A 21,001-nucleotide genomic window follows, 5' to 3' on the forward strand; every position below is an offset into this window, starting at 1 on the left:
AGCGCGCAAACAGCGGTCTGAACGGGGCCTTCGGCATTGCCCGGCAGGCCCCTGTCCGCTACTTTCCGCGCGATTTTCAGTTCCGCCGTAGAGGCTGTCTCTGGCGGTGCGGTTTTCCGGTGTTTTGAGGGTAGACGGGCCATGAAGGTTAAGGGCGTAGCCTACCGCACGATCTGGGTCAACGAGGACGGCTGGTCGGTCGGCATCATCGACCAGACCAAATTGCCGCATGCCTTCATCACCACCACGCTGAAGACCTGGGACGAGGCGGCGCATGCGATCAAGGCGATGGTCGTGCGCGGCGCGCCGCTGATCGGTGCGACCGGCGCTTACGGCCTGGCGCTGGCCATGCGCGCCGATCCGTCGGATGCGATGCTGGACAAGGCCTATCATGTCATCAACGAAACGCGGCCGACGGCGATCAACCTGAAATGGGCGCTCGACCGTGTGCGCAATGCCTTGCACAACCTGCCGGCCGAACAGCGCGCCGCCGCCGCCTATAAAGTCGCGGCCGAGATATGCGACGATGATGCCGCCACCTGTTCGGCGATTGGCGACCATGGCCTCAAGATCATCGAAGACCTGTATGAAAAGGCCGGGCGCAAGCGCACCATCAACATCCTCACCCATTGCAATGCCGGCTGGCTTGCCTGCGTCGACTGGGGCACGGCAATCGCGCCGATCTACAAGGCGCATGACAAGGGCATTCCGGTGCATGTCTGGGTCGACGAGACCCGGCCGCGCAACCAGGGCGCTTCGCTCACCGCCTGGGAACTGAACAGCCATGGCGTGCCGCATACCGTGATCGTCGACAATGCTGGCGGCCATCTGATGCAGCATGGTCAGGTCGACATGTGCATCGTCGGCACGGATCGTACGACGCGCGACGGGGACGTCTGCAACAAGATCGGCACGTATCTGAAAGCGCTGGCCGCCCATGACAACGGCGTGCCCTTCTACGTGGCGCTGCCGCATTCCACCATCGACTGGACCATCCGCGACGGTGTGAAGGAAATCCCGATCGAGGAACGCGCCCAGGAAGAGGTGACGGTGATGAGCGGCCGTACGGCGTCCGGCGAGATCGTACCCGTCACCATCACGCCCGAGGGCAGCAAGGCCGCCAATTTCGGTTTCGATGTGACGCCGGCGCGTCTGGTCACCGGTCTAGTCACCGAACGCGGCACCTGCGCTGCGTCCGAAGTTGGTCTTATCAAGCTCTATCCCGAATTCGCTTAAAGTTTCAGGAACGCATCCGATGAAGAATCTCTGGTCTGACCGCGACGCGAAAGCCGCGATTACCCATTACGCCAAGCAGGGCGTGAACAAGGATCTGGCGCTGCGCACCTACACCACGCGCCTGCTCGGCGGCGTGCCCGATCTGGTCCAGCATGGCGGCGGCAATACCTCGGTCAAGACCACGATGCCCGATCCGGTGGGCAAGCCGGTCGAGGTGCTCTGCGTGAAGGGCTCGGGCTGGGACATGGCAGTGATTGAGCCGCCGGGCCTGCCGGCCGTGAAGCTGCAGCCGCTGATGGATCTCATCGCGCTGAAGTCGCTGACCCACGAGGACATGGTCAACATCCAGCGCTGCAACCTTCTGGATGCGACCTCGCCGAACCCATCGGTCGAGACGCTGTTCCATGCCTTCCTGCCGCACAAGTTCATCGACCACACCCATGCCAGCGCCGTGCTGGCGATCACCGACCAGCCTGATGGTGCTGCCATCTGCAAGAAGCTGTACGGAAACCGCGTGGCGCTGGTGGAGTACGAGATGCCGGGCTTCGGTCTGGCCAAGAAGGCGGCAGCCGCCTTCAAGGCCAATCCGCAGGCGCAGGGTCTGATCCTGCTCAAGCACGGCATCTTCACTTTCGCCGAGACAGCCAAGGAAGCCTACGACCTGATGATCGAGTTCGTGTCCAAGGCCGAGAAGCATCTGGCCAAGGGCAGGAAGACGGTCTTCACGCCGGGCAAGGCACTGCCGAAGAAGATTGCTTCCGCGCAAGACGTGCTGCCGATCCTGCGCGGGCTGCTCAGCATTCGGGTCGATGCCGATGGCGCAGTGACGCGCTGGGTCTTCAATCTGCGCGACAGCACTGAGATCCAGGCGTTTGCACGCGGCAAGGAAGTCAGCCGCTACAGCCAGGCCGGCACGGTGACGCCCGATCACGTGATCCGCACCAAGCCCTGGCCGCTGGTGCTGCCGGCGCCCGAAGCCGGCAAGCTGGATGTCTTCGCCGCCGAGGCGCAGAAGGCGGTCGATGGCTACATCAAGAAGTACAAGGCCTATTTCGAGCGCAACAACGCCAAGGCGACCCCGAAGAAGATCATGCTCGATCCGATGCCGCGCGCGCTGCTGGTGCCGGGGCTCGGCCTGATCGGCGTCGGCAAGACGCGCAAGGATGCGGCGATCGCCGGCGACGTCGCCCAGATGGCGGTGTCGATCATCACCAAGGCCGAGGCCATCGGCAAGTTCACCAGCATCAGTGAGCGCGACATCTTCGATGTCGAATACTGGTCGCTGGAGCAGGCGAAACTGGGCAAGGGCGGCGAGAAGCCGCTGTCGCGCCAGGTTGCCGTGATCACCGGCGGGGCAGGGGCGATCGGTGCGGCCACTGCCAAGGCGATGGCGGCCGAGGGCGCCGAAGTGGCGGTCTTCGATCTGGATGGCGAGAAGGCGGCTGCCGTGGCGAAGAAGCTCGGCGGCATCGGCATCGCCTGTGATGTCACCAAGCCGGCCGCCGTGGCGGCGGCCTTTGCCAAAGTCGTGCAGCATTTCGGCGGCGTCGACATCGTGGTGTCGAATGCCGGCAATGCCTGGGGCGGCAAGATCGGTGAGGTTTCCGACGACCTGTTGCGCAAGAGCTTTGAGCTGAACTTCTTCAGCCACCAGTATGTCGCCCAGGCGGCGACGAAGATCATGCTGCAGCAGAAGACTGGCGGCTGCCTGCTGTTCAACGCTTCCAAGCAGGCGGTGAATCCGGGCCCCGATTTCGGACCCTATGGCCTGCCCAAGGCGGCGACGCTGTTCCTGTCGCGGCAGTATGCGCTCGATTACGGCGCTGAAGGAATCCGCTCATCCGCTGTGAACGCCGACCGCATCCGCTCGGGCCTGCTGACCGACGAGATGGTGGCCAAGCGCTCGAAGGCGCGCGGCCTGTCCGAGAAGGACTACATGTCAGGCAACCTGCTGCAGCGTGAAGTCAAGGCGTCGGATGTGGCGCAGGCCTTCGTGCAGCTTGCCGTGGCGGCCAAGACCACGGCGGCGGTCGCTACCGTGGACGGCGGCAATATCGCGGCGGCGTTGCGGTAAGAGCGGCCTGCGTTAGGCGACTCGACGCTTCTTCGTCTGCGGCGCGGTCTCCTGCAGCAGCCCGAACAGCCAGGCCACGCCTGAATCCATCAGTGCGGCGCTGGTCGCCACCGCCTGGATGCGGTCGGGCTTGCGCGGCACCGGCAGTGTGGCGCTGACCAGGCCGAAATCCTTCGCATGGATTTCGACCAGCCGGCGCGGCAGCGCGGCGATATAGTCGGTATCGCGCAGCACCGCCAGCGCCTGCATGAAACCCGGAATGGTGAGCGCCACGCGGCGCGTGCGGCCCTGTCTGGCCAGCGCCTCGTCGACAAAGCCATGCGGTTCGCTGCTCTGCGACACCACCAGATGCTGCATCCGGCAATACTGCTCCAGCGTCGGCCTGGCCGCGAAAGCGTGCTTCGCCCGCATGGCGACGACGAAATCCTCCTCATAGACCGGCTGCGCCCTGAAGCGCGCCGGCACCGTGTCGATGGGCAGCACGGCGATATCCAGGCTGCGATCCTCCAGCTGGTCCAGCGCCGTGGCCCAGGCGCGCTGCGGCGTGCGGCCGCCCTGCACGGGCAGCAGCTGGCGGATGCCGATATCGATGGCCGGAGCCTGACGACGCAGCGCCGCCAGCAGCGGCGGCAGGAAGACGGAAGAGGTGGCGTCGGGTGCACCGATCAGGAAGCGGCGTGCCGAGGTCTTCGGATCGAAAGGCTCGGCCGTCGCCACCACGCTGCGCACCCGCGCCAGGATATCGGCCACCGGTGCGGCCAGGTCGGCGGCACGCTGTGTCGGCACCAGGCCCTTGGGTGTGCGCAGGAACAGCGGATCGTTGAGCAGGCGACGCAGGCGGCCCAACCCGTGACTGACGGCCGAGGGCGACAGGTTCAGCCGTTCGGCGGCGCGGCCGGCATGCTGTTCGGCCAGCACAGTCTCGAACAGCACCAGCAGGTTGAGGTCGACGCGGGATAGATCAGTATGATTCATCATATAGATGAAATCATATCATTTGATTCATGATCGTCCAGCGTCGATTGTCCGGCCTCCGATCTGACTGAGAGCCGCGATGTCCGCCCCGCTGTTTGCTACCCCTGTCACACCGTCCGATGCCCGGTCCGTCGTCTCCTTCTGGCGCGATGCCGGGCCGCAGATGTGGTTCGCCAAGAACGATGCTTTCGACCGGCATTTCCGCGACGGCTTCCTGCGCCTGCACGAGGCGGCGGCCCGGCAGTTGCTGGAGCACTGGCTGGTCACGGCCGAAGGCGCGCTGGCGTTGCTGATCCTGCTCGACCAGTTCCCGCGCAACAGCTTCCGCGGCACGGCACGCATGTATGCCACCGATGCGCTGGCGCGCCGGGTCGCCGATCTCGCCATCGCGCTCGGACATGACCAGGCGGTGACGGAAGACCTGCGGCTGTTTTTCTATCTGCCCTTCGGTCATTCGGAAAACCTGGCCGACCAGGAGCGTTCGGTGGCGCTGGCCAGTCATCTGCCGGCGCCGAACCCGGCCCATGCGCGGCGCCATTGCGAGATCGTGCGCCGCTTCGGCCGCTTTCCCCATCGCAACCCCATCCTCGGCCGCAGCATGACGGCCGAAGAACAGCAGTACCTCGATGCCGGCGGCTATGCCGGCTGATCCAGCCCCGGACTCAACCAAGGAGAAGACCATGAAGCTTTACTACTCACCCGGCGCCTGCTCGCTGGCCTCGCATATCGTCGCCCGCGAAGCCGGGCTGCCCGTCACGCTGGAGCGCGTCGATCTCGCCACGCGCAAGACCGAACACGGCGATGATTATCTGGCGGTCAACCCGAACGGCTATGTGCCGGCGCTGGCGCTGAACGGCGATATGGTGCTGACCGAAGGGCCGGCGATCATGCAGTATCTGGCCGATCTGAAGCCCGAGGCCGGCCTGCTGCCGCCCGCCGGCACGCTGGCGCGTGCCCAGGTGCAGGCGCAGCTCAATTTCGTCGCCACCGAGTTGCACAAGCTGTTCGCACCGTTCTTCATGCCCGGCGCCACCGAAGAGGCCAAGGCCATGGCGAAGGGGATGATCGGTCGCCGTCTCGGTCATGTCGAAACCGTGTTGGGCGACGACCGCCAGTATTTCAGCGGCAGCCGCTTCTCGGTTTCGGATGTCTATCTGTTCGTCATCGCCGGCTGGTGCTGTCATTGCGGCATCGACATGACGTCCTGGCCCAGGCTCGGCGCCTTCATCAGCCGGGTGGCGGCGCGCCCGAAGGTGCTGGAGGCGCTGCGCGCCGAAGGCCTGATGCCGGCGGCCGCCGCCTGACGGCTCAGAAGCCCTTTACCAGTATCGACAGCGTATCGGCCCCGGCGCGACGATCATTCGAGATCTCCTCGTAGCCGGGGTCGTTGACGAAGCGCTGCGCTTCGGCCTCGTCGGGGAAACTGAGGATCACGACCTTGTCGCGGTCCCAGCTGCCTTCCAGGCGTTGCGGTGCTTCATCGGCGGCCAGTACGCGGCCGTTGAAAGTCTTGAACACACCCATGAAGCGCGCCTGGTAGCGGTCATAGGCGGCACGGTCGGTGAATTTGAGCTGGGCGATGACGTAGACGGTCATGTCAGATGTCCAGCATGGCCAGAACTTGGCCTTCCTTGACGCTGTCACCTTCGGCCACGGCGAGGGAGGCCAGCCTGCCGGCCTTGGGCACCTCGACCGGAATCTCCATCTTCATCGATTCCAGGATCATCACGACGTCGCCAGCGCCAAGCTGCGCGCCGGCTGCAGCTTCGAGTTTCCAGACCTTGCCGGTGACGTCGGCCTTGATGGCGATACTGGGCATGATTCCTCCATGTCTTAACCATACTTCTACCTTGGAGCCGGTACGCCTGTCCGCCTAAAATGCGCGGATGAGAGGTGAGTCGATGTCCTTCCGTAGCGTCACAGCCATACTGCTTGCCGCCGGCCTGCTGGCCGGCTGCGAGGATTTCAAGAAGACCTCCTACGAGGTGCAGAAGGAACTCGGCATGTATCCGGTCGATCCGCCGCGCGCCGAGGCGCAGATGCCGGCACCGGGCACGATCTCGCAGGCGAGCTGGGCCGCGCAGCGCACGGCCACCTTCCAGAACAACAGCCAGACCAACACCGTGCCGGTCGGCTATGCCGAGCCGGAAAAGCCGGCTGCGCCCGGAAGCGCGCCTGTCGCTGCGGCGCCCACATCGGTGGCTCCGTCCGGACCGGTCGCGCCGCCGCTGCGTCCGCCGCCGGTTGTCGCTGCCCGTCCGGCCGCGGCACCGCCGGTCGCCGCTGCGTCGCCTGCTGCCAATCCTGCTGCGATGACGCCGGTGCCCGCCGCTGCCGCGCCAGTCCTGCCGGCCGGCTACATCCCCTCGGCCTCGGCCGTCGACAAGCCCCAGGATGCCAGCGCGCAGCAGCAGATGGCCGCTGCCACCGGCGCCGTGCCCGAGCCGCCCATGATGAGCGGCAGCATGAAGGACGGCGTTACTGCGATGGCCGGTACCTGGAAGGCGCATCTGGCCTCGCACCGTACCGAGTCTGCGGCGATCAACGAATGGCAGGAGCTGCTGAAGAGCAATGCGGCGCTTTATGGCCAGTTCGACCCACTGGTGGAATGGACCGACACCCAGCGTGGGCCGTTCGCCCGCTTGCTGCTGGTCGGCTTCGCCGAGCGCAAGGACGCCGATGCGGCCTGCGCCAAGCTGCGCTCATCCACACGCTATTGCGCCAGCGTCCAGTAAAACGCAGATCGGCAGGCAACAAAAAAAAGGCCCGGTTTTCACCGGGCCTTTTCGGATTCGGTGTGACGCTGCTTAGGCGGCGTCAGCAGCGCGCCCAAGCCGCCGTTAGGCGGCGTCAGCAGCGCGCGACGCGCGCTTGCGGTCGTTCGGGTCCAGCAGCTTCTTGCGGATGCGGATCGACTTCGGCGTCACTTCCACCAGCTCGTCGTCGCCGATGTAGCTGATCGCCTGTTCCAGCGACATCTTGCGCGGCGGGGTGAGGCGCACGGCCTCGTCCTTGCCCGATGCACGCATGTTGGTCAGCTGCTTGGCCTTCATCGGATTGACTTCGAGGTCGTTGTCGCGGCTGTTCTCGCCGATGATCATGCCCTCATAGACGGGCGTGCCCGGATCGACAAACAGGGTGCCGCGCTCCTCAATGTACCACAGCGCATAGGCCACGGTTTCGCCGGTGCCGTTGGCGATCAGCACGCCGTTGCGGCGGCCCGGGATGGCGCCGCGATGCGGGCCGTAGGAGTGGAACAGCTTGTTCATGATGCCGGTACCGCGGGTATCGGTCAGGAATTCGCCGTGATAACCGATCAGGCCGCGCGATGGCGCCAGGAAGGTGATGCGGGTCTTGCCGCCGCCCGAAGGACGCATGTCGCGGAGTTCAGCCTTGCGCAGCGACATCTTTTCCACGACCACGCCGGTATAGGCGTCGTCGACGTCGACATGCACTTCTTCGATCGGCTCGAGCAGGTTGCCGCCGTCGTCCTTCTGGAAGATCACGCGCGGACGGCTGATCGACAGCTCGAAGCCCTCGCGGCGCATCACTTCGACCAGCACGCCGAGCTGCAGTTCACCACGGCCGGCGACCTGGAAGGCGTCCTTCTCTTCGGTCTCGCGGATATGGATGGCGACGTTGCCTTCGGACTCGCGCAGCAGGCGGTCGCGAATGACGCGGCTCTGGACCTTGCTGCCTTCCTTGCCGGCGAACGGCGAGTTGTTGACCGAGAAGGTCATCGACAGGGTCGGCGGGTCGATCGGATTGGCCGGCACCGGCTCGGTGACGGCGGGTTCGCAGATGGTGTCGGCCACCGTGGTGGTGGTCAGGCCGGCGATGGCAACGATGTCGCCCGCATCGGCTTCTTCCACCGGCACGCGTTCGATGCCGCGGAAGGCCAGCAGCTTGGTGACGCGGCCCACTTCGATCTCGCTGCCATCGGCGCGCAGCGAATGGATCGGGGTGTTGACCTTCAGCTTGCCCGAGTAGATGCGGCCGGTGAGGATGCGGCCGAGGAAGTTATCGGCTTCCAGCGTGGTGACCAGCATCTTGAAGGGCGCGTCGAGTTCGACGGTCGGCGCCGGCACATGGCGCACGACGAGGTCGAACAGCGGGGCGAGGTCCTTGCGCGGGCCTTCCAGGCTGTCATCGGCCCAGCCGCTGCGGCCCGAGGCGAACATGCAGGGGAAGTCGAGCTGGTCTTCCGAGGCGTCCAGCGCCGCGAACAGGTCGAAGACTTCGGAATGGACTTCCACCGGACGGGCGTCCTGGCGATCGACCTTGTTGATGACCACGATCGGGCGCATGCCGAGGCCCAGCGCCTTGCCCAGCACGAACTTGGTCTGCGGCAGCGGGCCTTCGGCGGCATCGACCAGCAGGACGACGCCGTCGACCATGCTCAGGATGCGCTCGACTTCGCCGCCGAAATCGGCGTGGCCGGGGGTGTCGACGATGTTGACGCGGGTGCCGTGCCACTCGACCGAGGTGCACTTGGCGAGAATGGTGATGCCGCGCTCACGCTCCAGGTCGTTGCTGTCCATGACACGCTCGGCGACCTGCTGGTTCTCGCGGAACGAGCCGGACTGGCGGAGCAGGGCGTCGACGAGCGTGGTCTTGCCATGGTCGACGTGGGCGATGATGGCGATATTGCGGATATCCATGCGGCTTACACAAAAGGCCCGGTCCATCCTGAGGGCAGGTGGCCAGGCGCGATTCCTTTAGGTTCGGGCTTAAGTTGCGGGGTTTATACGGGCCCGGACGGATTGTGACAAGGGCAGATTTGTTGCGCCGCAATGACGGTGGCGCAGGGCTGCCATGCCTGCAGATAACGAAGCCGGACCAAGGGGTTAATGGTTCCGATTCGTCTCGGTTTCCGGGCCACCCGGACTTGGCCCGGTGGGCCCCCTCAGATGCGGAAGCTTAACGGGGGCTGCACAGGCGACAGCGGCCCTTGCTGCCGGCGTCGGGGCTGAGCGGCGCTAATGCTCCGTCATCTCGGCGGCGCACATCTCCACCGGGATGCCGGACAAGACGGCATTGCCCGAGAGTGGGTCGCGCAAGCCCTCGTCCAGCAGCATGTTCAGGTTCACGCCCGGCCGTTCTGCGGCCAGATGCATGCGTGCGCCCGGCATGTCGTGTCCCCAGCCGTGCGGCAGGCTGATCACACCAGGCATCATCTCGTCGGACATTTCGACTTGGGCGAGGATGCTGCGCGCGCCATTGGCAATGCGCGCTCGGCCGCCATCGATCAGGCCGTAGCGCGCCACGTCCTGCGGATGAACCAGCACGGTGCAACGGAAGGGGCCTTTGGCCAGCGTCGGCAGGTTATGCATCCAACTGTTGCAGGAGCGGACCTGCCGCCGGCCGATGATCACTAGGTCCGGCATCGGCCGTGTGAGATCGGCGGCGGCGCGCTGCAGGTCGGCGAGCAGCGAAGGCGGTGCCAGTTCGATCTTGCCGCTGGGCGTACGCAGGATCTCCGGGATGCGTGGTGCCAGGGGACCAAGGTCGATGCCACCCTCGGTCTCGCGCACCTTCGCCAGGGTCAGGCCGTCGGGCTCCATGCCGAAGCGGTCGCCGTAAGCGCCCATGCGCAAGGCAAAGTCGATTTGCCTGTCCGGTCCTCGCAGGGGCTTGAGCGTCTGCAGTGCCGCATCGGCATGATCACCCAGTATGCGGCGCACATCTTCGCCAAACTGCTCGTCATCAAGCGCATGAATATCGGCCTGCGCCCCTTTGCCCGAGGCAATCGCCGCCAGCCGCAGGATGATTTCCCATTCGGCAGGCTGGCCATCCGGGCGCGCCAGAACGGCTTCCGAAAAGCGCGCGGCGTTCCGGTAAGCGAACTGCGTATAGAACATGTCGTAATGACTGTCTTCGAGCGGCGAGGAGCCCGGCAGGATGACGTCGGCATGGCGCGTGGTTTCGTTCAGGTAGATGTCGATGCTGACCATGAAGTCGAGCTTGTCGAGGGCGCCAGCCAGGCGCCCGCTGTTCGGTGCCGACAAGGCAAGATTGCTGGCCAGCGTCACCAGCGCTCTTACCTGGCCGGGGCCGGGCGTTTCGATCTCTTCGGCCAGGCAGGTGATGGGGAACTCGCCCATGACTTCCGGTGCACCCGAAACACGTGCCTTGCGCCGTCCGGTGCCGATGCCCTTGCCCATGCCGGGCTTCCCGAGCGTGTTGGCTGCAAATGCGGCGGCCTTCGGGAACATCGCGCCACCCTCCCGGTCGAGGTGGCCGGTGACGATGTTGAGCACATCGATCAGCCAACTGCACAGGGTGCCGTATTCCTGGGTGCAGGTGCCAAGGCGTCCATAGATCGCGCCGCTGCGCGCATCGGACAGGTCGCGCGCGAGGCGACGGATATCGTCGGCGGCAATGCCGCAACGCACGGCCGTGTGCTCGGCTGAAAACGCCGCCACGGCAGCCTGCAATTCCTTGAGACCGGCGAGATGGTTTGCCAGTTTTCCTGGCCTGACGCGGTCTTCAGCGAACAGGGTATGCAGCATGCCCAGCAAGAGAAAGACATCCGCGCCGGGACGAATGAAATGATGCTCGTCAGCCAGCTCAGCGGTTTCATTGCGGCGTGGGTCGATCACCACAATGCGCCCACCGCGTGCCCGCATGGCTTTGGCTTTGCCGCGGTAGTCGGGGACAGTCCACAGGCTGCCATTGGAGACCACGGGGTTTGCGCCCAGAACGATGAGGTAATCCGCGCGTTCGATATCCGGCACCGGAATCGACAGCCAGTGACCGAACATCAGGCCGGCCGACAGATGCTTGGGCATCTGGTCGATCGTGGAGGTGGAAAAGACATTGCGGCTGCCGAGCGCGCGCGCCAGGCGCGGGCTGTACATGAGAAGGCCGATTTTATGCGACGAAGGGTTGCCGAATACCGAAGCGACAGCGTCGGCGCCATGCGCGGTGATGATTGGCGGCAGGCGCTGTTCGATCTCGGCAAAGGCTTCATCCCAGCTAGCCTCGATGAATGTGCCATTGCGCTTGATCAGCGGGGTGCGCAGACGATCCGGATCGTTATGCAAATCCTTGAGCGAGACGCCCTTGGGGCAAATATAACCTTTGCTGAAGACATCGGCATCATGACCGCGCACGCTGGTGACGGCGCCGTCCTGCAGCTTGATCTCAAGGCCGCAGCAGGCTTCGCACAGGGGGCATATCCGGTGCGCTATGGTTGTGTCGGGCATGAAGGCTTCCTTTCACATGAAAGACACAAGCCAAGACAAGAGCCCCAGTCTTGCAGGGAGCCGCCACGCCATATGATCGTCTTTTCTTATCGGGTCTTGAGGATGATGTGGGAATGTCTGGTCGACGAAAGTCGAGGGCATGGTGAGGCCTCATTGTGTCGGCCCGTTATTCTGCTCTTTGTGCGACGCAGAATAGTCCAGAAACTGTAGCGCGAATTATTTCCGGATTTGCCAGTCCATGCTGAACTGATCGTCGCTTCTCCGACTATTACATTGATCTCAACGACCGAATCTCATCTGTAGTGATGCGCGTGAGACAAGATGAACTGGAATCAGCTTGTGCTGAGCGTGAGTATGATGAGTCACTTTTAAGTTATTGAATCTCAAATCCTGAAGCTGAGGGAGTCGATCCCGCAGCGGACGCGGCCGGTCAGCTCGTAGGACAGCGGGTTGGCCGAGATGTGATGGGTGAGGCAGCCGGCCTCGCGCATCAGGCGCGACAGCACGCCGCCGCGGCGGATTGCCCCGGCGCCCGAGGCGTCATAGGCGGCGCGCACAATCTCGGCGCTGCGCTGGGTCGCGGTGACGGCGGCCAGCCGCACGTTCAGGCGCATCTCGGTTGTTGCGGGCTCGCCGCGCAGGGCGCAGTCCCAGATGTCGCGCAGCGCTTCGCGCATGCTGGCGCGGCAGGCGAGCCACAGGCCCTCGGCGGCTTCCAGGCTGCGCTGGGTGGCGGGATGCTCCAGTAGCGGCTGCTGCGAATAGCGCTCGATCTTGCCCTTCAGCTCCTTGCGCGCCTCGTCCAGGGCGCGTCGCGCCAGACCCAGATGCGTTGCGCCGACGCCGATGGAGATGAACCAGGTGCCGGGCGAGAAGATGGCGGCGGGATACCCGGACTGCGGCTTGCCCGAGGGCCAGTCGAAGGTGCGATGCCAGGGCACCAGCACATTGTCGAAATGCACGTCGTGGCTGCCGGTGCCGGCCAGCCCGACCGGGTCCCAGGTTTCCCTGATGGTGGCCTGGGCAATCGGCGCGAGCGCTGCGACCATGCGCGGCGGTCCGCCGGCGATCCGGGGCGACAGCAGCACCATGCCGCCGACATAGGTGGCGGCCGTGCAGCCGGACTCAAAGCCCCAGCTGCCGCTGATGCGCACGCCATCGGCTTCCTCGGTCACGGTGATGCGCGGCAGGTTGCTCCAGGCGGCACAGGCCTCGGCGTCGGCGAAGAACTCGTCGCGGAACTGCGGCGACGCAGACGCGTAGATCAGCCCGGCGCAGATATTGGCATGGCCGGCGACCCAGCCGGTCGAGGCATCGGCCTCTGCCAGCGCCATCACGATCTCCAGCCATTGCGGCAGTGAACCGCCCAGCCCGCCGGCTTCGGTGGGGATCAGGATTTTCAGCGCGTTGGTGGCTTTCAGCTTGGCAACGAAATCGGGCGACAACTTGCGCCCCTGTTCGAATTCCGCCGCGCGCGTTGCGGCTTCGTCGGCCAGGGCGGGCAGGGCTGTGAACAGATCGTCGAGGCGGGATGCGGATGCAGGCATGGCGGTCCTCTTATCGGACCACCATCCTAGGCCAAGTGCGGAAAAGGCGCGATCAGGCTGAAGGGCGGGAAAGGTTCAGAAAATGGACTTGGGGCCGGATGCCATCAGGGCGACGCCGGCTGAAACCGGCGTCGCCCCGCAGGCAGGATCAGGCCAGGGCCTTCTGGCATTTTTCCATATGCTCCTTGATCAGGAGCTGGTTCACCAGGATCGCCGTCTCTTCGAAGATGGCGATCCGCTCCCGGTTCATCTCGTCGATGGGAGGATAGCCGCTCTCCCGGAATTCAGGGATGACCAGCGGCGTGGTTGTCTCCTTAAGGCTTTTGGCCTGGCCGGAGAACATGCTGGTCAGACGCGATGTGAGTTCGTTATCCATGGCCTGAATCTCGGGCGTGATCGAATACATGCACTCGCTGGGCCGCCGGCACGGGGGTGGTTCGCACTCTGTCACCTTGGTTGAACTGCCGGTGAAGCCGGATCGCAGGTCGCCCGAGATCGTGACCGTGACCGTATCGGTGCAGCGCATGCGCCGCACTGTATAGGTGTATTCCCGCGGCCGGGCATTGAGCGCATTCGTCCTGCTGTCGATGCCGGCTTTGGTTCCGGCAGCGATGGTCGTGATGCTTTTCGGATTGGCCGGATCGAGCCAGCGGTCATAGGCGCGCTTGAACACCTCCTTGGATTTATGGAAGCGATCCGCGCTGAGTCCGAGCGCCTGATGCAGGGCCAGGCTCATGCCGACACCGGCCCCGAAGGCGATATAGGCCGGCGTATCGAATTGCCCCAACTCGTGGGCGGTCTGCGACACGGCGGTCTGCAGGTCGATATATTCGCTGCGGTTGGCCGGAGATGGCCTTTCAACGGTCAGGATTTCATAGCGGTCCTGATGGGCCTGCATCCGCACGACGGTGTTTTCCCGGAAGGCACGATACAGCGCCTCGTCGATATACAGCTTCAGTGATCGCAGCTCGGCGATGATGATCTCCTGGTTGCGGATGATCGCATTGAGCTTGCCGCTGATCTCACCGAGGATTTTCGTCTTGCGATCGTCCGACAGTATGCCGGCGACGCCGCTGATGATGCCCACGACCGCGGCACTTGCGCCCAGCAGTGTCGCAGGCTCGGCCGAGAGCCGCAGCGGAATGGCCGAGAGGAATGATGTTGCCAGTGCGCCGCGCATGAATGCGCGGCGGTTGGTTTTCAACGCGACGATCATGGAAATCCCCCAGTGTGTGTTTGCCCACCCGGCGGGAATTCAATCTGCTGAGGGCATGCTCAGCAACTGGACTATTTGAAATAGAGTCCCATCGCATACTGGCTTATGTGATGTGACTACGCGCATCATCATTGGTCTGCGGCCAGAGCATTCCATATGCAGCGCAGGCCATCAGCCCGCCGGTCACATCGCGCGTTTTTGCGCCGATGCCGCGATGGGATGAATGCCGGTCACGGTCTTCTTTGCTTCCGCCGCCATCCAGGTGACGAAGGCATGCACGCGGGTGTCGTTGGCCAGTCGCGCCGGCCAGACCGCCATATGCACTTTCTCCGAGGCCATGTCCCAGCGCGGGTTGAGTACGCGCACCAGCCGGCCCTCGGCGAGCGCGTCATGCACGATCAGCGAGCGCGCCAGCGCCACGCCGGCACCTTCCAGCGCCGCGCTCACCGCGGTGCCCAGTTCCTCGACGCGCAGCGCCGCCCTGGGACGTGTCGCGATTCCCAGTCGCTTGAACCAGGTGCTCCATTCCCATTCCTCACCTTGCCCACCCTCGGCACTTTTCAGCAGCAGCGGCAGCGTGGCGATCTGCGCCGGTGTCTTCAGTGGTGCGGTCTTCAACAGCGCCGGTGCGCAGACGGGAAACACCTGTTCGCGGAACAACAGGCGCTGCGTGCTGGAATTGCGGACATCCTCGGGCTTCATCCAGCGCACGCGGATATCGAGATCGCCGCTGCGCGCCTCGGCCTGCGCCACGGTGTTGAAGATCACCAGTTCGACATCGATGCCGGGATACTTCTTGGCAAAGGCGGGCAGGCGGCGCACCAGCCAGTGATGCGCCAACGCCGCGCCGACGCCGACGCGCAGGCGGGCAGGGGCGGTGGCGGCGCGGCAGCGCTCGCGCAAACCCGCCATGCCGTCGAACAGGTCTTCCAGGCCATTGGCCAGCGTCGCGCCGGCCGGCGTGGGGGTGAGCCCGGCGCGCCGGCGCAGCAGCAATGGCGTGCCGATGAAGGTTTCCAGCCGGCGCAGGCGATGGCTCACCGCGCTCTGCGTCAGGCCCAGCTCGGCCGCCGCCGCCGTCATGCTGCCATGCCGCAGCACCGCCTCGAAGGCGACGAGGGAGTCAAACGGCGGCAGCAGGCGTGTGGTTTTTTTGACGGGCATGGGCGTAGTATGAATTAAATTCATGATCCTGTGAAGCGTTGTCGCTGGGCTTTGCCGCCCCGCGCGTGTCATTGCTGGGCCATGACCGACACACTCTCTTCTCCGGGCGCTGCGGCCCGCCATCCCATGCTGCCGGCGCTGGTGCTGTCGCTGGCCGTCTGCCTCACCCAGTTCGATGTCACCGCCGTGGTCGTGGCGCTGCCCAGCATCCGCGCCGATCTCGGCTTCGGCATCGCCGCCACCGCCTGGGTGATGGATGCCTACAGCCTGGCCTTTGCCGGCACGCTGTTCTTTGCCGGCGCGCTGGGCGACCGCTTCGGCCGCCGCCGCATCCTGCTGTTCGGCAATGTCGCCTTCGCCCTCGCTTCGCTGCTCTGCGGTCTGGCCTGGGACGGGCCGACGCTCTGGGCCGCGCGCGCCATGCAGGGCGCAGCCTCGGCCTTCACCATCACCGGCGGGCTCGCCTCCATCTCGGTGACGTATCCGGTTTCGGATGCGGCCAGCCGCGCACGCGCCTTCGGCATCATCGGCGTTACCGGTGGCGCGGCGATGGCGCTGGGACCGACCCTGGGCGGTCTCATCACGGCAGCGCTCGACTGGCGCTGGGTCTTCCTGATCAACCTGCCGATCTGCATCGCCAGCCACTACGCCCTGCAGCGTATGGCCCAGGAATCAAAGGACGCCGAAGGCCGCCGGGTCGATATGATCGGCGTGCTCCTGCTGACCTTGGCGATCGCGCTGCCGGTGCAGGCCCTGCTGCACGCCAGTGATGAAGAGGGGGGCGCGCCGCTGTGGCGCTGGGCCGGGTTGCTCGGCGGCCTGCTGTTTGCGGCCATGCTGGCGCTGCAGCAGCGCCGTCAGCCTAAACCGATGCTCGACGTCATGCTGTTCGCCAAGGCGCAGCCGATCGGCATCGGCAGCCTCCTGCTCAGCCTGTCGCTGAGCTACTGGGCAGTGCTGGTCTATCTGCCGCTCTACCTGCAGACGGTGTTTTCACTGAGCGTGGACGAGGCCGGGCTGGCTATGCTCGCGGCCACCGGGCCGATGCTGGTGCTGCCGCCGGTCGGCGTCTGGCTGACGCAGAAAGTGGGATGGCGCGCGAATTTCACCGGCGGCATGGCGCTGATCGGCCTTGGCATGGTGCTGCTGGCGATCTGCACGATGCAGAATGCGCCGCTGTGGCAGGTGTTGCTGGCGATGCTGGTCGGTGCGAGCGGCGCGGGGATCAGCAACTCGCAGGTCTCGGGTGCGCTGGTGGCGACCGCGCCGCCGGATCGCGCCGGCATGGCCTCGGCGCTGGCAACGACCCTGCGTCAGGCCGGCTTCGCCATCGGCATCGCGCTGCTGGGCGCGGTATCGCTGGGCGGCACGAGTTTCACGCCGGTCTTTATCGTGGCCGCCATCGGCGCAGCGCTGGGTGCACTGGCCGCCGTGCTGACCCTGAAGAAGACGCTGGTCTGAGGCTCAGACCAGCAGGTTGGCGACGCCGCCGACTTTCTCCTGGATCTCTTTCTTGACCGCCGCCTCGATCGCTTCCTTGATCTGGTCCTCGATCTTCTTGCGCTCTTCCTCGGCCATGGCGGCGAGCGATTCCTCGGTCAGGCCTTCCTGTTCCAGGAAATTCTTGCGAATGCGTTCGGGGATCGACAGCTTGGCGTAATCCAGGAAGTCCTGAGCCACATCCTTCTTGGCGACCGGCGACTCACCGAGGCCGGCGGCCTCCTGGGTGGCAGCAGTCTTCGCGGCCTTCGCGGCATCGGTCGGCTTGGTGCCGCCGGCCTGGTTGATGCCGTAATAGGGATTGACGTTCGAGACGCTGCTCATGGTCACACCGTCAGGTCGGCGATGCCGCCGATGCTCTTGCCGGTCTGCTTCATGATGTTCTCGGCGACCTTCTCGCGAATGCCTTCCTCGATCTTGGCGCGCGCCTGCGCATCCATCTCGTTCAGCTTCTGCTCGGTCAGATCCTTTTCCTTCAGCTCCTTCATGCGGACCTTCTCGGTGTCCGACAGCTTGGAGAAGTCGAAGAATTTCTCTTCAGCCGACTTGTCCAGCTTGTTGGTGCTGGTGTTGCCGCTGGTATCGCCGGCGGCGGCGCCGGAGAAGAAGTCGGCGGCCCGGGTCGGATCGCTCGGTGCCTGCGCGCCCTGGATGGCGGCGGGGAAGCTGGCGCTGGCACCACCGGCCTTGCGCGCTTTCTTCAGTTCTTCCAGATCGAACAGGCGGTCCAGCTGGGTGAGCTGGCCGGAGCCAATTCCGTTGATCGTCGACATGGTGGTCCTCCGTGCTGCCTTTACGGCGTTGTCTGTTCACGGAGGAAGCAAGCCACATGCCAGAGGTTGCAGACCGGATGATGTCGACGGGTATGGCGGAAGACCGCGGAATCTTCCGGCTACGGAGTATGGTTAACCCCGGTTAACCGGAATTTTTTGCCGCTCGCACGCAATGTGTCAGCAGCTTTTGCCGGATCGTTTCTGCACGTCCGAAGGGTGGAGCCCCTCGTTCTATAACTGCTCATCCAGGCTCCGAACGGACGCCCTTGCGGTTCCATTCCGGCTGGATGTGCTTGATCAGGGCCAATTCGAGTCCGGGAGAAATCTCGACTGGAAGGCCGTTGATCTCCGTCTGACCCGGTTGGCAGAACAGCATGTGGACGGGCAGTCCTTCCTCCAATGAGGACACGATCAAACCCTTGATCCTGTGGCTCGTACTTTGTCCGGCCGGGCCATACTTGTATTCATTTACCCTTCTTGGGAGATCGTTGCTCACACCGATGTAGACAATTTCATTGAGGCTGATGAGCGCGTAGACACCGAATCCGTGCGGTGGTTTGCCTTCGAATATGAGATCGCCGCCGTTCAATGCCCATTCCAAGCCCATCTTGAAACCGCCAGCGAACAGCCGATCGATGTCGATGGTCTCGGTGGGTGGGGAAGCGGTCTCGATAGTTTTGACCGTCTCAACCTCAAGTTCGACCGGCTGACGGGCACGTTTTGGGTCGTAGCCGGTCGTGATGCCAGCGTCTAACAGAACCTTGCGCACATGCTGGTAACGCTTACCCAGCAGCTTTGCGATATCAACGCGGCTGATGCCAAGACCGGCCAGAAGCCTGATCTGTTCGGAAGGCCCCTTTGTGCCCTCAAGGATATTGGCGAGCTCCGCAGGTGTCATCGTTTCTCTCCCCTTGGTTCATGCTGAGTCCTCACCGATCCGTATGGCCAAGATCGCGCTCAGGATCGATGCGGTCGCGCACCAGCTGCTTCAGCGTCTTCACATCGGGGAAGCCGCCGTCGCGTTTGCGCTCCCACAGCAGGTCGTCATTCAGATGAATTTCGAAGATGCCGCCGGTGCCGGGCTTCAGCGCGACTTCCTCCACGTCGTCGACAAAGGTGGAGAGCAGCTCCTGCGCCATCCAGGCGGCGCGCAGCAGCCAGTGGCATTGCGTGCAGTAGGTGATGCGGATGCGCGGCTTGCTCATGGCAGACTCCGGGAAAAGGCCAGCCATATTAGCAGGATAGGGGTTATCTAGAAAATATGATGACGGTCATCATATTTTATGGTCTGCTGCCGTCGTGAAGACTCGCAAGACCAAAGCCGCGTCCGAGACCGCTCTCACCAAGGGCGAAGCCACGCGTCAGGCCATTCTGGACGCCGCCGCCGGCGCGATCCGCCGCCATGGCCCCGATGGCGTCAGCGTGGTCGCGGTGATGCGCGAGGTGGGGCTGACCCATGGCGGCTTCTACGCGCATTTCAAATCCAAGGACGCGCTGGTGGCCGAGGCCATCCGCCACATGTTCGCCGGCGGGCGCGAGAAATACGTGGCGCGCGTCGGCGCCAGCATCGGCCCCGATGCGCTGAAAAGCTGGATCGAGAGCTACATCTCGCGCAGTCATCGCGACGATCCCGGTCGCGGCTGCGCGCTGGCGGCGCTGATCTCCGACATGCCACGTCTCAAGGGTGATGCGCGCCAGGCCTATGACGAGGGCGTGCGCGCCATCGCCGGCCGCCTTGCGCAGCATCTGCCCGGCAACGCCCCCGGCAATGCCCCCGACAAGGGCAATGCCAGCGACGCCGCCAGTTCGCTGATGGCCGAGATGGCCGGCTCGGTCGCCATCGCGCGTGCGGTCAGCGACCCGCAGCTCTCCGACCGCATTCTGAAAAACTCGCGGGCCGCCCTGAAGGCCCGCATCGATGAAATGAGTGTGTCATGAACCAGGCCGTCAACCAGCGCGATAATCTGCTGTCCGCGCCAATCCTGCCGACCCTGATCCGGCTCTCCCTGCCCAACACGCTGGCGATGATGGTGACGGCACTCGCCGCCATTGCCGAAACGGTCTATGTCGGTGCCCTGGGCGTCGAGGCGCTGGCCGCCATGGCGCTGACCTTCCCGATGATCATGCTGATGCAGATGATGTCGGCCGGTGCGATGGGCGGTGGTGTCTCCTCGGCCATTGCGCGTGCGCTCGGCGGTGGCGATGTGGGCCGGGCCAATACGCTGGCCATCCACGCCCTGGTCATCGCGCTCTGCGGCGGCCTGGTCTTCACGGTCTTCTTCTGGCTGCTCGGTCCGGCGATCTATGCCTTCCTAGGCGGTCGCGGCGCGGCGCTGGAACAGGCGGTGCTGTATTCGAACACGGTGTTCAGCGGCGCCATGGCGATCTGGCTGTTCAACACGCTGGCCTCGGTGCTGCGCGGCACCGGCCGCATGGGCGTGCCCTCGGTCACCACGCTGGTCGTCGCCGCGCTCACCATCGCCATCGGCGGCACGCTGGGGCTGGGCCTCGGTCCGGTGCCGCGCTTTGGCATGATCGGCGTGGGCCTTGGCCAGGTGATCGCCTTCGCGCTCGGCGCGCTCTATCTTTTCTGGCACCTACGTTCGGGCCAGGCGCGGCTGCGCCTGCGCTTCACCGGCTTCCGTTCCGAGCGCGGGCTCTATGTCGACATCCTGAAAGTCGGCGCGGTCGCCTGCGTCTCGCCGCTGCAGACGGTGCTGACCGTCCTCATCTTCACCGGCCTGGTGGCGCGCTTCGGCACCATTGCGCTGGCCGGCTACGGCATCGGCGCGCGGCTGGAATTCCTGCTGGTGCCGATCTCCTTTTCGGTCGGTGTCGCCAGCGTGCCGATGGTCGGCATGGCGGTCGGCGCGAAGAACATCCTGCGCGCCCGCCACGTCGCCTGGACGGCCGGCAGCATCGCGGCAGCCGCGCTTGCCGTCATCGGCATCGTGGTCGTGCTGTTCCCCGATGCCTGGACCACGCTGTTCACCCAGGATGCCGCGGTGATCGACATGGCGCGGCTGTATCTCACCGCCGCCGGCTTCGGCTTCCCGTTCTTCGGTTTCGGGCTGTGCCTCTACTTCGCATCACAGGGCGCGGGCAAGGTGCTGGGGCCGGTGCTGGGCGGCACCATCCGTCTGGTCATGGTGGCGGTGGGCGGCTGGTGGCTGACCGTGAGCGGTGCCGACGTCTGGACGCTGTTCGCGCTCGCCGGTGCGGCGATGGTGGTCTACGGCGTCTCGACCGGCCTGCTGGTGAAGGCGACCCGCTGGGACCAATAACGTGACGCGGCCGTAATAAAAACG

20 protein-coding genes are annotated in these 21,001 nt (G+C 64.8%); 8 read left to right on the plus strand and 12 right to left on the minus strand.

The annotated features are described in order from the left end of the window. The first annotated feature begins 141 nt into the window (after positions 1-141). A complete protein-coding gene (gene mtnA / locus AC1RRE_RS10450) occupies positions 142-1,236 on the plus strand; it encodes an S-methyl-5-thioribose-1-phosphate isomerase (RefSeq protein WP_492981067.1) in 1,095 nt (364 codons plus the stop codon). Positions 1,237-1,255: 19 nt separating this feature from the next. Continuing rightward, a complete protein-coding gene (locus tag AC1RRE_RS10455; protein WP_492981068.1) occupies positions 1,256-3,310 on the plus strand; it encodes a bifunctional aldolase/short-chain dehydrogenase in 2,055 nt (684 codons plus the stop codon). Positions 3,311-3,322: 12 nt separating this feature from the next. Here AC1RRE_RS10455 and AC1RRE_RS10460 read toward each other — a convergent pair whose 3' ends face one another. Further along, positions 3,323-4,288, minus strand: a complete 966-nt coding sequence (locus AC1RRE_RS10460; RefSeq protein ID WP_492981069.1) for a LysR family transcriptional regulator — start codon at positions 4,286-4,288, stop codon at positions 3,323-3,325. A 76-nt stretch (positions 4,289-4,364) separates the two neighbouring features. On the opposite strand from AC1RRE_RS10460, the gene AC1RRE_RS10465 reads away from it, so the two are divergent. Together AC1RRE_RS10465 and gstA are read left to right on the plus strand one after the other, a co-directional pair. Continuing rightward, entirely contained in the window at positions 4,365-4,934 is a 570-nt protein-coding gene (locus tag AC1RRE_RS10465) for a DUF924 family protein (protein ID WP_492981070.1), read from the plus strand. Between the two features lie 31 nt (positions 4,935-4,965). After that, positions 4,966-5,589 (plus strand): glutathione transferase GstA, encoded by a 624-nt coding sequence (gene gstA, locus AC1RRE_RS10470; protein ID WP_492981071.1) that lies wholly within the window; start codon positions 4,966-4,968, stop codon positions 5,587-5,589. A gap of 4 nt (positions 5,590-5,593) precedes the next feature. On the opposite strand, the gene AC1RRE_RS10475 is transcribed toward gstA, so the two are convergent. Together AC1RRE_RS10475 and AC1RRE_RS10480 are read right to left on the minus strand one after the other, a co-directional pair. After that, the gene (locus AC1RRE_RS10475; RefSeq protein ID WP_492981072.1) at positions 5,594-5,881 is read right to left on the minus strand and encodes a DUF1330 domain-containing protein; all 288 of its coding nucleotides are present in this window, start codon (positions 5,879-5,881) and stop codon (positions 5,594-5,596) included. A gap of 1 nt (position 5,882) precedes the next feature. Next, positions 5,883-6,104: an acyl-CoA carboxylase biotin carboxyl carrier protein subunit gene (locus tag AC1RRE_RS10480; protein ID WP_492981073.1), complete on the minus strand. Its 222-nt coding sequence runs from the start codon at positions 6,102-6,104 to the stop codon at positions 5,883-5,885. Positions 6,105-6,186: 82 nt separating this feature from the next. Between AC1RRE_RS10480 and AC1RRE_RS10485 the strand changes: the two genes are divergently transcribed. Then, complete coding sequence (locus AC1RRE_RS10485; RefSeq protein ID WP_492981074.1) at positions 6,187-7,020, plus strand: SPOR domain-containing protein; 834 nt, start codon at positions 6,187-6,189, stop codon at positions 7,018-7,020. 105 nt (positions 7,021-7,125) lie between these two features. Here AC1RRE_RS10485 and typA read toward each other — a convergent pair whose 3' ends face one another. The 5 genes from typA to AC1RRE_RS10510 all read right to left on the minus strand — a co-directional run bounded on the left by typA (position 7,126) and on the right by AC1RRE_RS10510 (position 15,420). After that, positions 7,126-8,946, minus strand: coding sequence for a translational GTPase TypA (typA, locus tag AC1RRE_RS10490; protein WP_492981075.1), 1,821 nt, complete (start codon positions 8,944-8,946; stop codon positions 7,126-7,128). 318 nt (positions 8,947-9,264) lie between these two features. Further along, positions 9,265-11,493: a molybdopterin-dependent oxidoreductase gene (locus AC1RRE_RS10495; RefSeq protein ID WP_492981076.1), complete on the minus strand. Its 2,229-nt coding sequence runs from the start codon at positions 11,491-11,493 to the stop codon at positions 9,265-9,267. 383 nt (positions 11,494-11,876) lie between these two features. Then, positions 11,877-13,040: an acyl-CoA dehydrogenase family protein gene (locus tag AC1RRE_RS10500; RefSeq protein WP_492981077.1), complete on the minus strand. Its 1,164-nt coding sequence runs from the start codon at positions 13,038-13,040 to the stop codon at positions 11,877-11,879. 148 nt (positions 13,041-13,188) lie between these two features. After that, positions 13,189-14,256, minus strand: coding sequence for a hypothetical protein (locus tag AC1RRE_RS10505; RefSeq protein WP_492981078.1), 1,068 nt, complete (start codon positions 14,254-14,256; stop codon positions 13,189-13,191). Between the two features lie 183 nt (positions 14,257-14,439). After that, entirely contained in the window at positions 14,440-15,420 is a 981-nt protein-coding gene (locus AC1RRE_RS10510) for a LysR substrate-binding domain-containing protein (protein WP_492981079.1), read from the minus strand. Between the two features lie 81 nt (positions 15,421-15,501). Between AC1RRE_RS10510 and AC1RRE_RS10515 the strand changes: the two genes are divergently transcribed. Continuing rightward, positions 15,502-16,881: an MFS transporter gene (locus AC1RRE_RS10515; RefSeq protein WP_492981080.1), complete on the plus strand. Its 1,380-nt coding sequence runs from the start codon at positions 15,502-15,504 to the stop codon at positions 16,879-16,881. Between the two features lie 3 nt (positions 16,882-16,884). Here the strand turns inward: AC1RRE_RS10515 and AC1RRE_RS10520 are convergent, their stop codons facing one another. The 4 genes from AC1RRE_RS10520 to AC1RRE_RS10535 all read right to left on the minus strand — a co-directional run bounded on the left by AC1RRE_RS10520 (position 16,885) and on the right by AC1RRE_RS10535 (position 18,898). Next, the gene (locus tag AC1RRE_RS10520; RefSeq protein ID WP_492981081.1) at positions 16,885-17,244 is read right to left on the minus strand and encodes a hypothetical protein; all 360 of its coding nucleotides are present in this window, start codon (positions 17,242-17,244) and stop codon (positions 16,885-16,887) included. Between the two features lie 2 nt (positions 17,245-17,246). Then, positions 17,247-17,693: a hypothetical protein gene (locus AC1RRE_RS10525; RefSeq protein ID WP_492981082.1), complete on the minus strand. Its 447-nt coding sequence runs from the start codon at positions 17,691-17,693 to the stop codon at positions 17,247-17,249. A 241-nt stretch (positions 17,694-17,934) separates the two neighbouring features. Continuing rightward, entirely contained in the window at positions 17,935-18,591 is a 657-nt protein-coding gene (locus AC1RRE_RS10530; protein WP_492981083.1) for a GIY-YIG nuclease family protein, read from the minus strand. A gap of 31 nt (positions 18,592-18,622) precedes the next feature. After that, positions 18,623-18,898, minus strand: coding sequence for an Rdx family protein (locus AC1RRE_RS10535; protein ID WP_492981084.1), 276 nt, complete (start codon positions 18,896-18,898; stop codon positions 18,623-18,625). Positions 18,899-18,992: 94 nt separating this feature from the next. On the opposite strand from AC1RRE_RS10535, the gene AC1RRE_RS10540 reads away from it, so the two are divergent. Further along, the gene (locus AC1RRE_RS10540) at positions 18,993-19,631 is read left to right on the plus strand and encodes a TetR/AcrR family transcriptional regulator (RefSeq protein ID WP_492981085.1); all 639 of its coding nucleotides are present in this window, start codon (positions 18,993-18,995) and stop codon (positions 19,629-19,631) included. Beyond that, the gene (locus tag AC1RRE_RS10545; RefSeq protein WP_492981086.1) at positions 19,628-20,977 is read left to right on the plus strand and encodes an MATE family efflux transporter; all 1,350 of its coding nucleotides are present in this window, start codon (positions 19,628-19,630) and stop codon (positions 20,975-20,977) included. Before AC1RRE_RS10540 ends, AC1RRE_RS10545 begins: the two co-directional genes overlap by 4 nt. The last annotated feature ends 24 nt before the right edge of the window (positions 20,978-21,001 follow it).

The sequence above is a fragment of the Ferrovibrio sp. GW821-FHT12D07 genome (assembly GCF_058807275.1).

Bases quoted from the DNA above. Each gene is read 5' to 3' on its own strand.
- AC1RRE_RS10535 (WP_492981084.1), bottom strand. From the start codon at position 18,898: ATGAGCAAGCCGCGCATCCGCATCACCTACTGCACGCAATGCCACTGG.
- AC1RRE_RS10485 (WP_492981074.1), top strand. From the start codon at position 6,187: ATGTCCTTCCGTAGCGTCACAGCCATACTGCTTGCCGCCGGCCTGCTG.
- AC1RRE_RS10525 (WP_492981082.1), bottom strand. From the start codon at position 17,693: ATGTCGACGATCAACGGAATTGGCTCCGGCCAGCTCACCCAGCTGGAC.
- mtnA (WP_492981067.1), top strand. From the start codon at position 142: ATGAAGGTTAAGGGCGTAGCCTACCGCACGATCTGGGTCAACGAGGAC.
- AC1RRE_RS10500 (WP_492981077.1), bottom strand. From the start codon at position 13,040: ATGCCTGCATCCGCATCCCGCCTCGACGATCTGTTCACAGCCCTGCCC.
- AC1RRE_RS10505 (WP_492981078.1), bottom strand. From the start codon at position 14,256: ATGATCGTCGCGTTGAAAACCAACCGCCGCGCATTCATGCGCGGCGCA.
- AC1RRE_RS10510 (WP_492981079.1), bottom strand. From the start codon at position 15,420: ATGCCCGTCAAAAAAACCACACGCCTGCTGCCGCCGTTTGACTCCCTC.
- AC1RRE_RS10515 (WP_492981080.1), top strand. From the start codon at position 15,502: ATGACCGACACACTCTCTTCTCCGGGCGCTGCGGCCCGCCATCCCATG.
- AC1RRE_RS10520 (WP_492981081.1), bottom strand. From the start codon at position 17,244: ATGAGCAGCGTCTCGAACGTCAATCCCTATTACGGCATCAACCAGGCC.
- AC1RRE_RS10460 (WP_492981069.1), bottom strand. From the start codon at position 4,288: ATGATGAATCATACTGATCTATCCCGCGTCGACCTCAACCTGCTGGTG.
- AC1RRE_RS10455 (WP_492981068.1), top strand. From the start codon at position 1,256: ATGAAGAATCTCTGGTCTGACCGCGACGCGAAAGCCGCGATTACCCAT.
- AC1RRE_RS10530 (WP_492981083.1), bottom strand. From the start codon at position 18,591: ATGACACCTGCGGAGCTCGCCAATATCCTTGAGGGCACAAAGGGGCCT.
- gstA (WP_492981071.1), top strand. From the start codon at position 4,966: ATGAAGCTTTACTACTCACCCGGCGCCTGCTCGCTGGCCTCGCATATC.
- typA (WP_492981075.1), bottom strand. From the start codon at position 8,946: ATGGATATCCGCAATATCGCCATCATCGCCCACGTCGACCATGGCAAG.
- AC1RRE_RS10495 (WP_492981076.1), bottom strand. From the start codon at position 11,493: ATGCCCGACACAACCATAGCGCACCGGATATGCCCCCTGTGCGAAGCC.
- AC1RRE_RS10475 (WP_492981072.1), bottom strand. From the start codon at position 5,881: ATGACCGTCTACGTCATCGCCCAGCTCAAATTCACCGACCGTGCCGCC.
- AC1RRE_RS10465 (WP_492981070.1), top strand. From the start codon at position 4,365: ATGTCCGCCCCGCTGTTTGCTACCCCTGTCACACCGTCCGATGCCCGG.
- AC1RRE_RS10545 (WP_492981086.1), top strand. From the start codon at position 19,628: ATGAACCAGGCCGTCAACCAGCGCGATAATCTGCTGTCCGCGCCAATC.
- AC1RRE_RS10480 (WP_492981073.1), bottom strand. From the start codon at position 6,104: ATGCCCAGTATCGCCATCAAGGCCGACGTCACCGGCAAGGTCTGGAAA.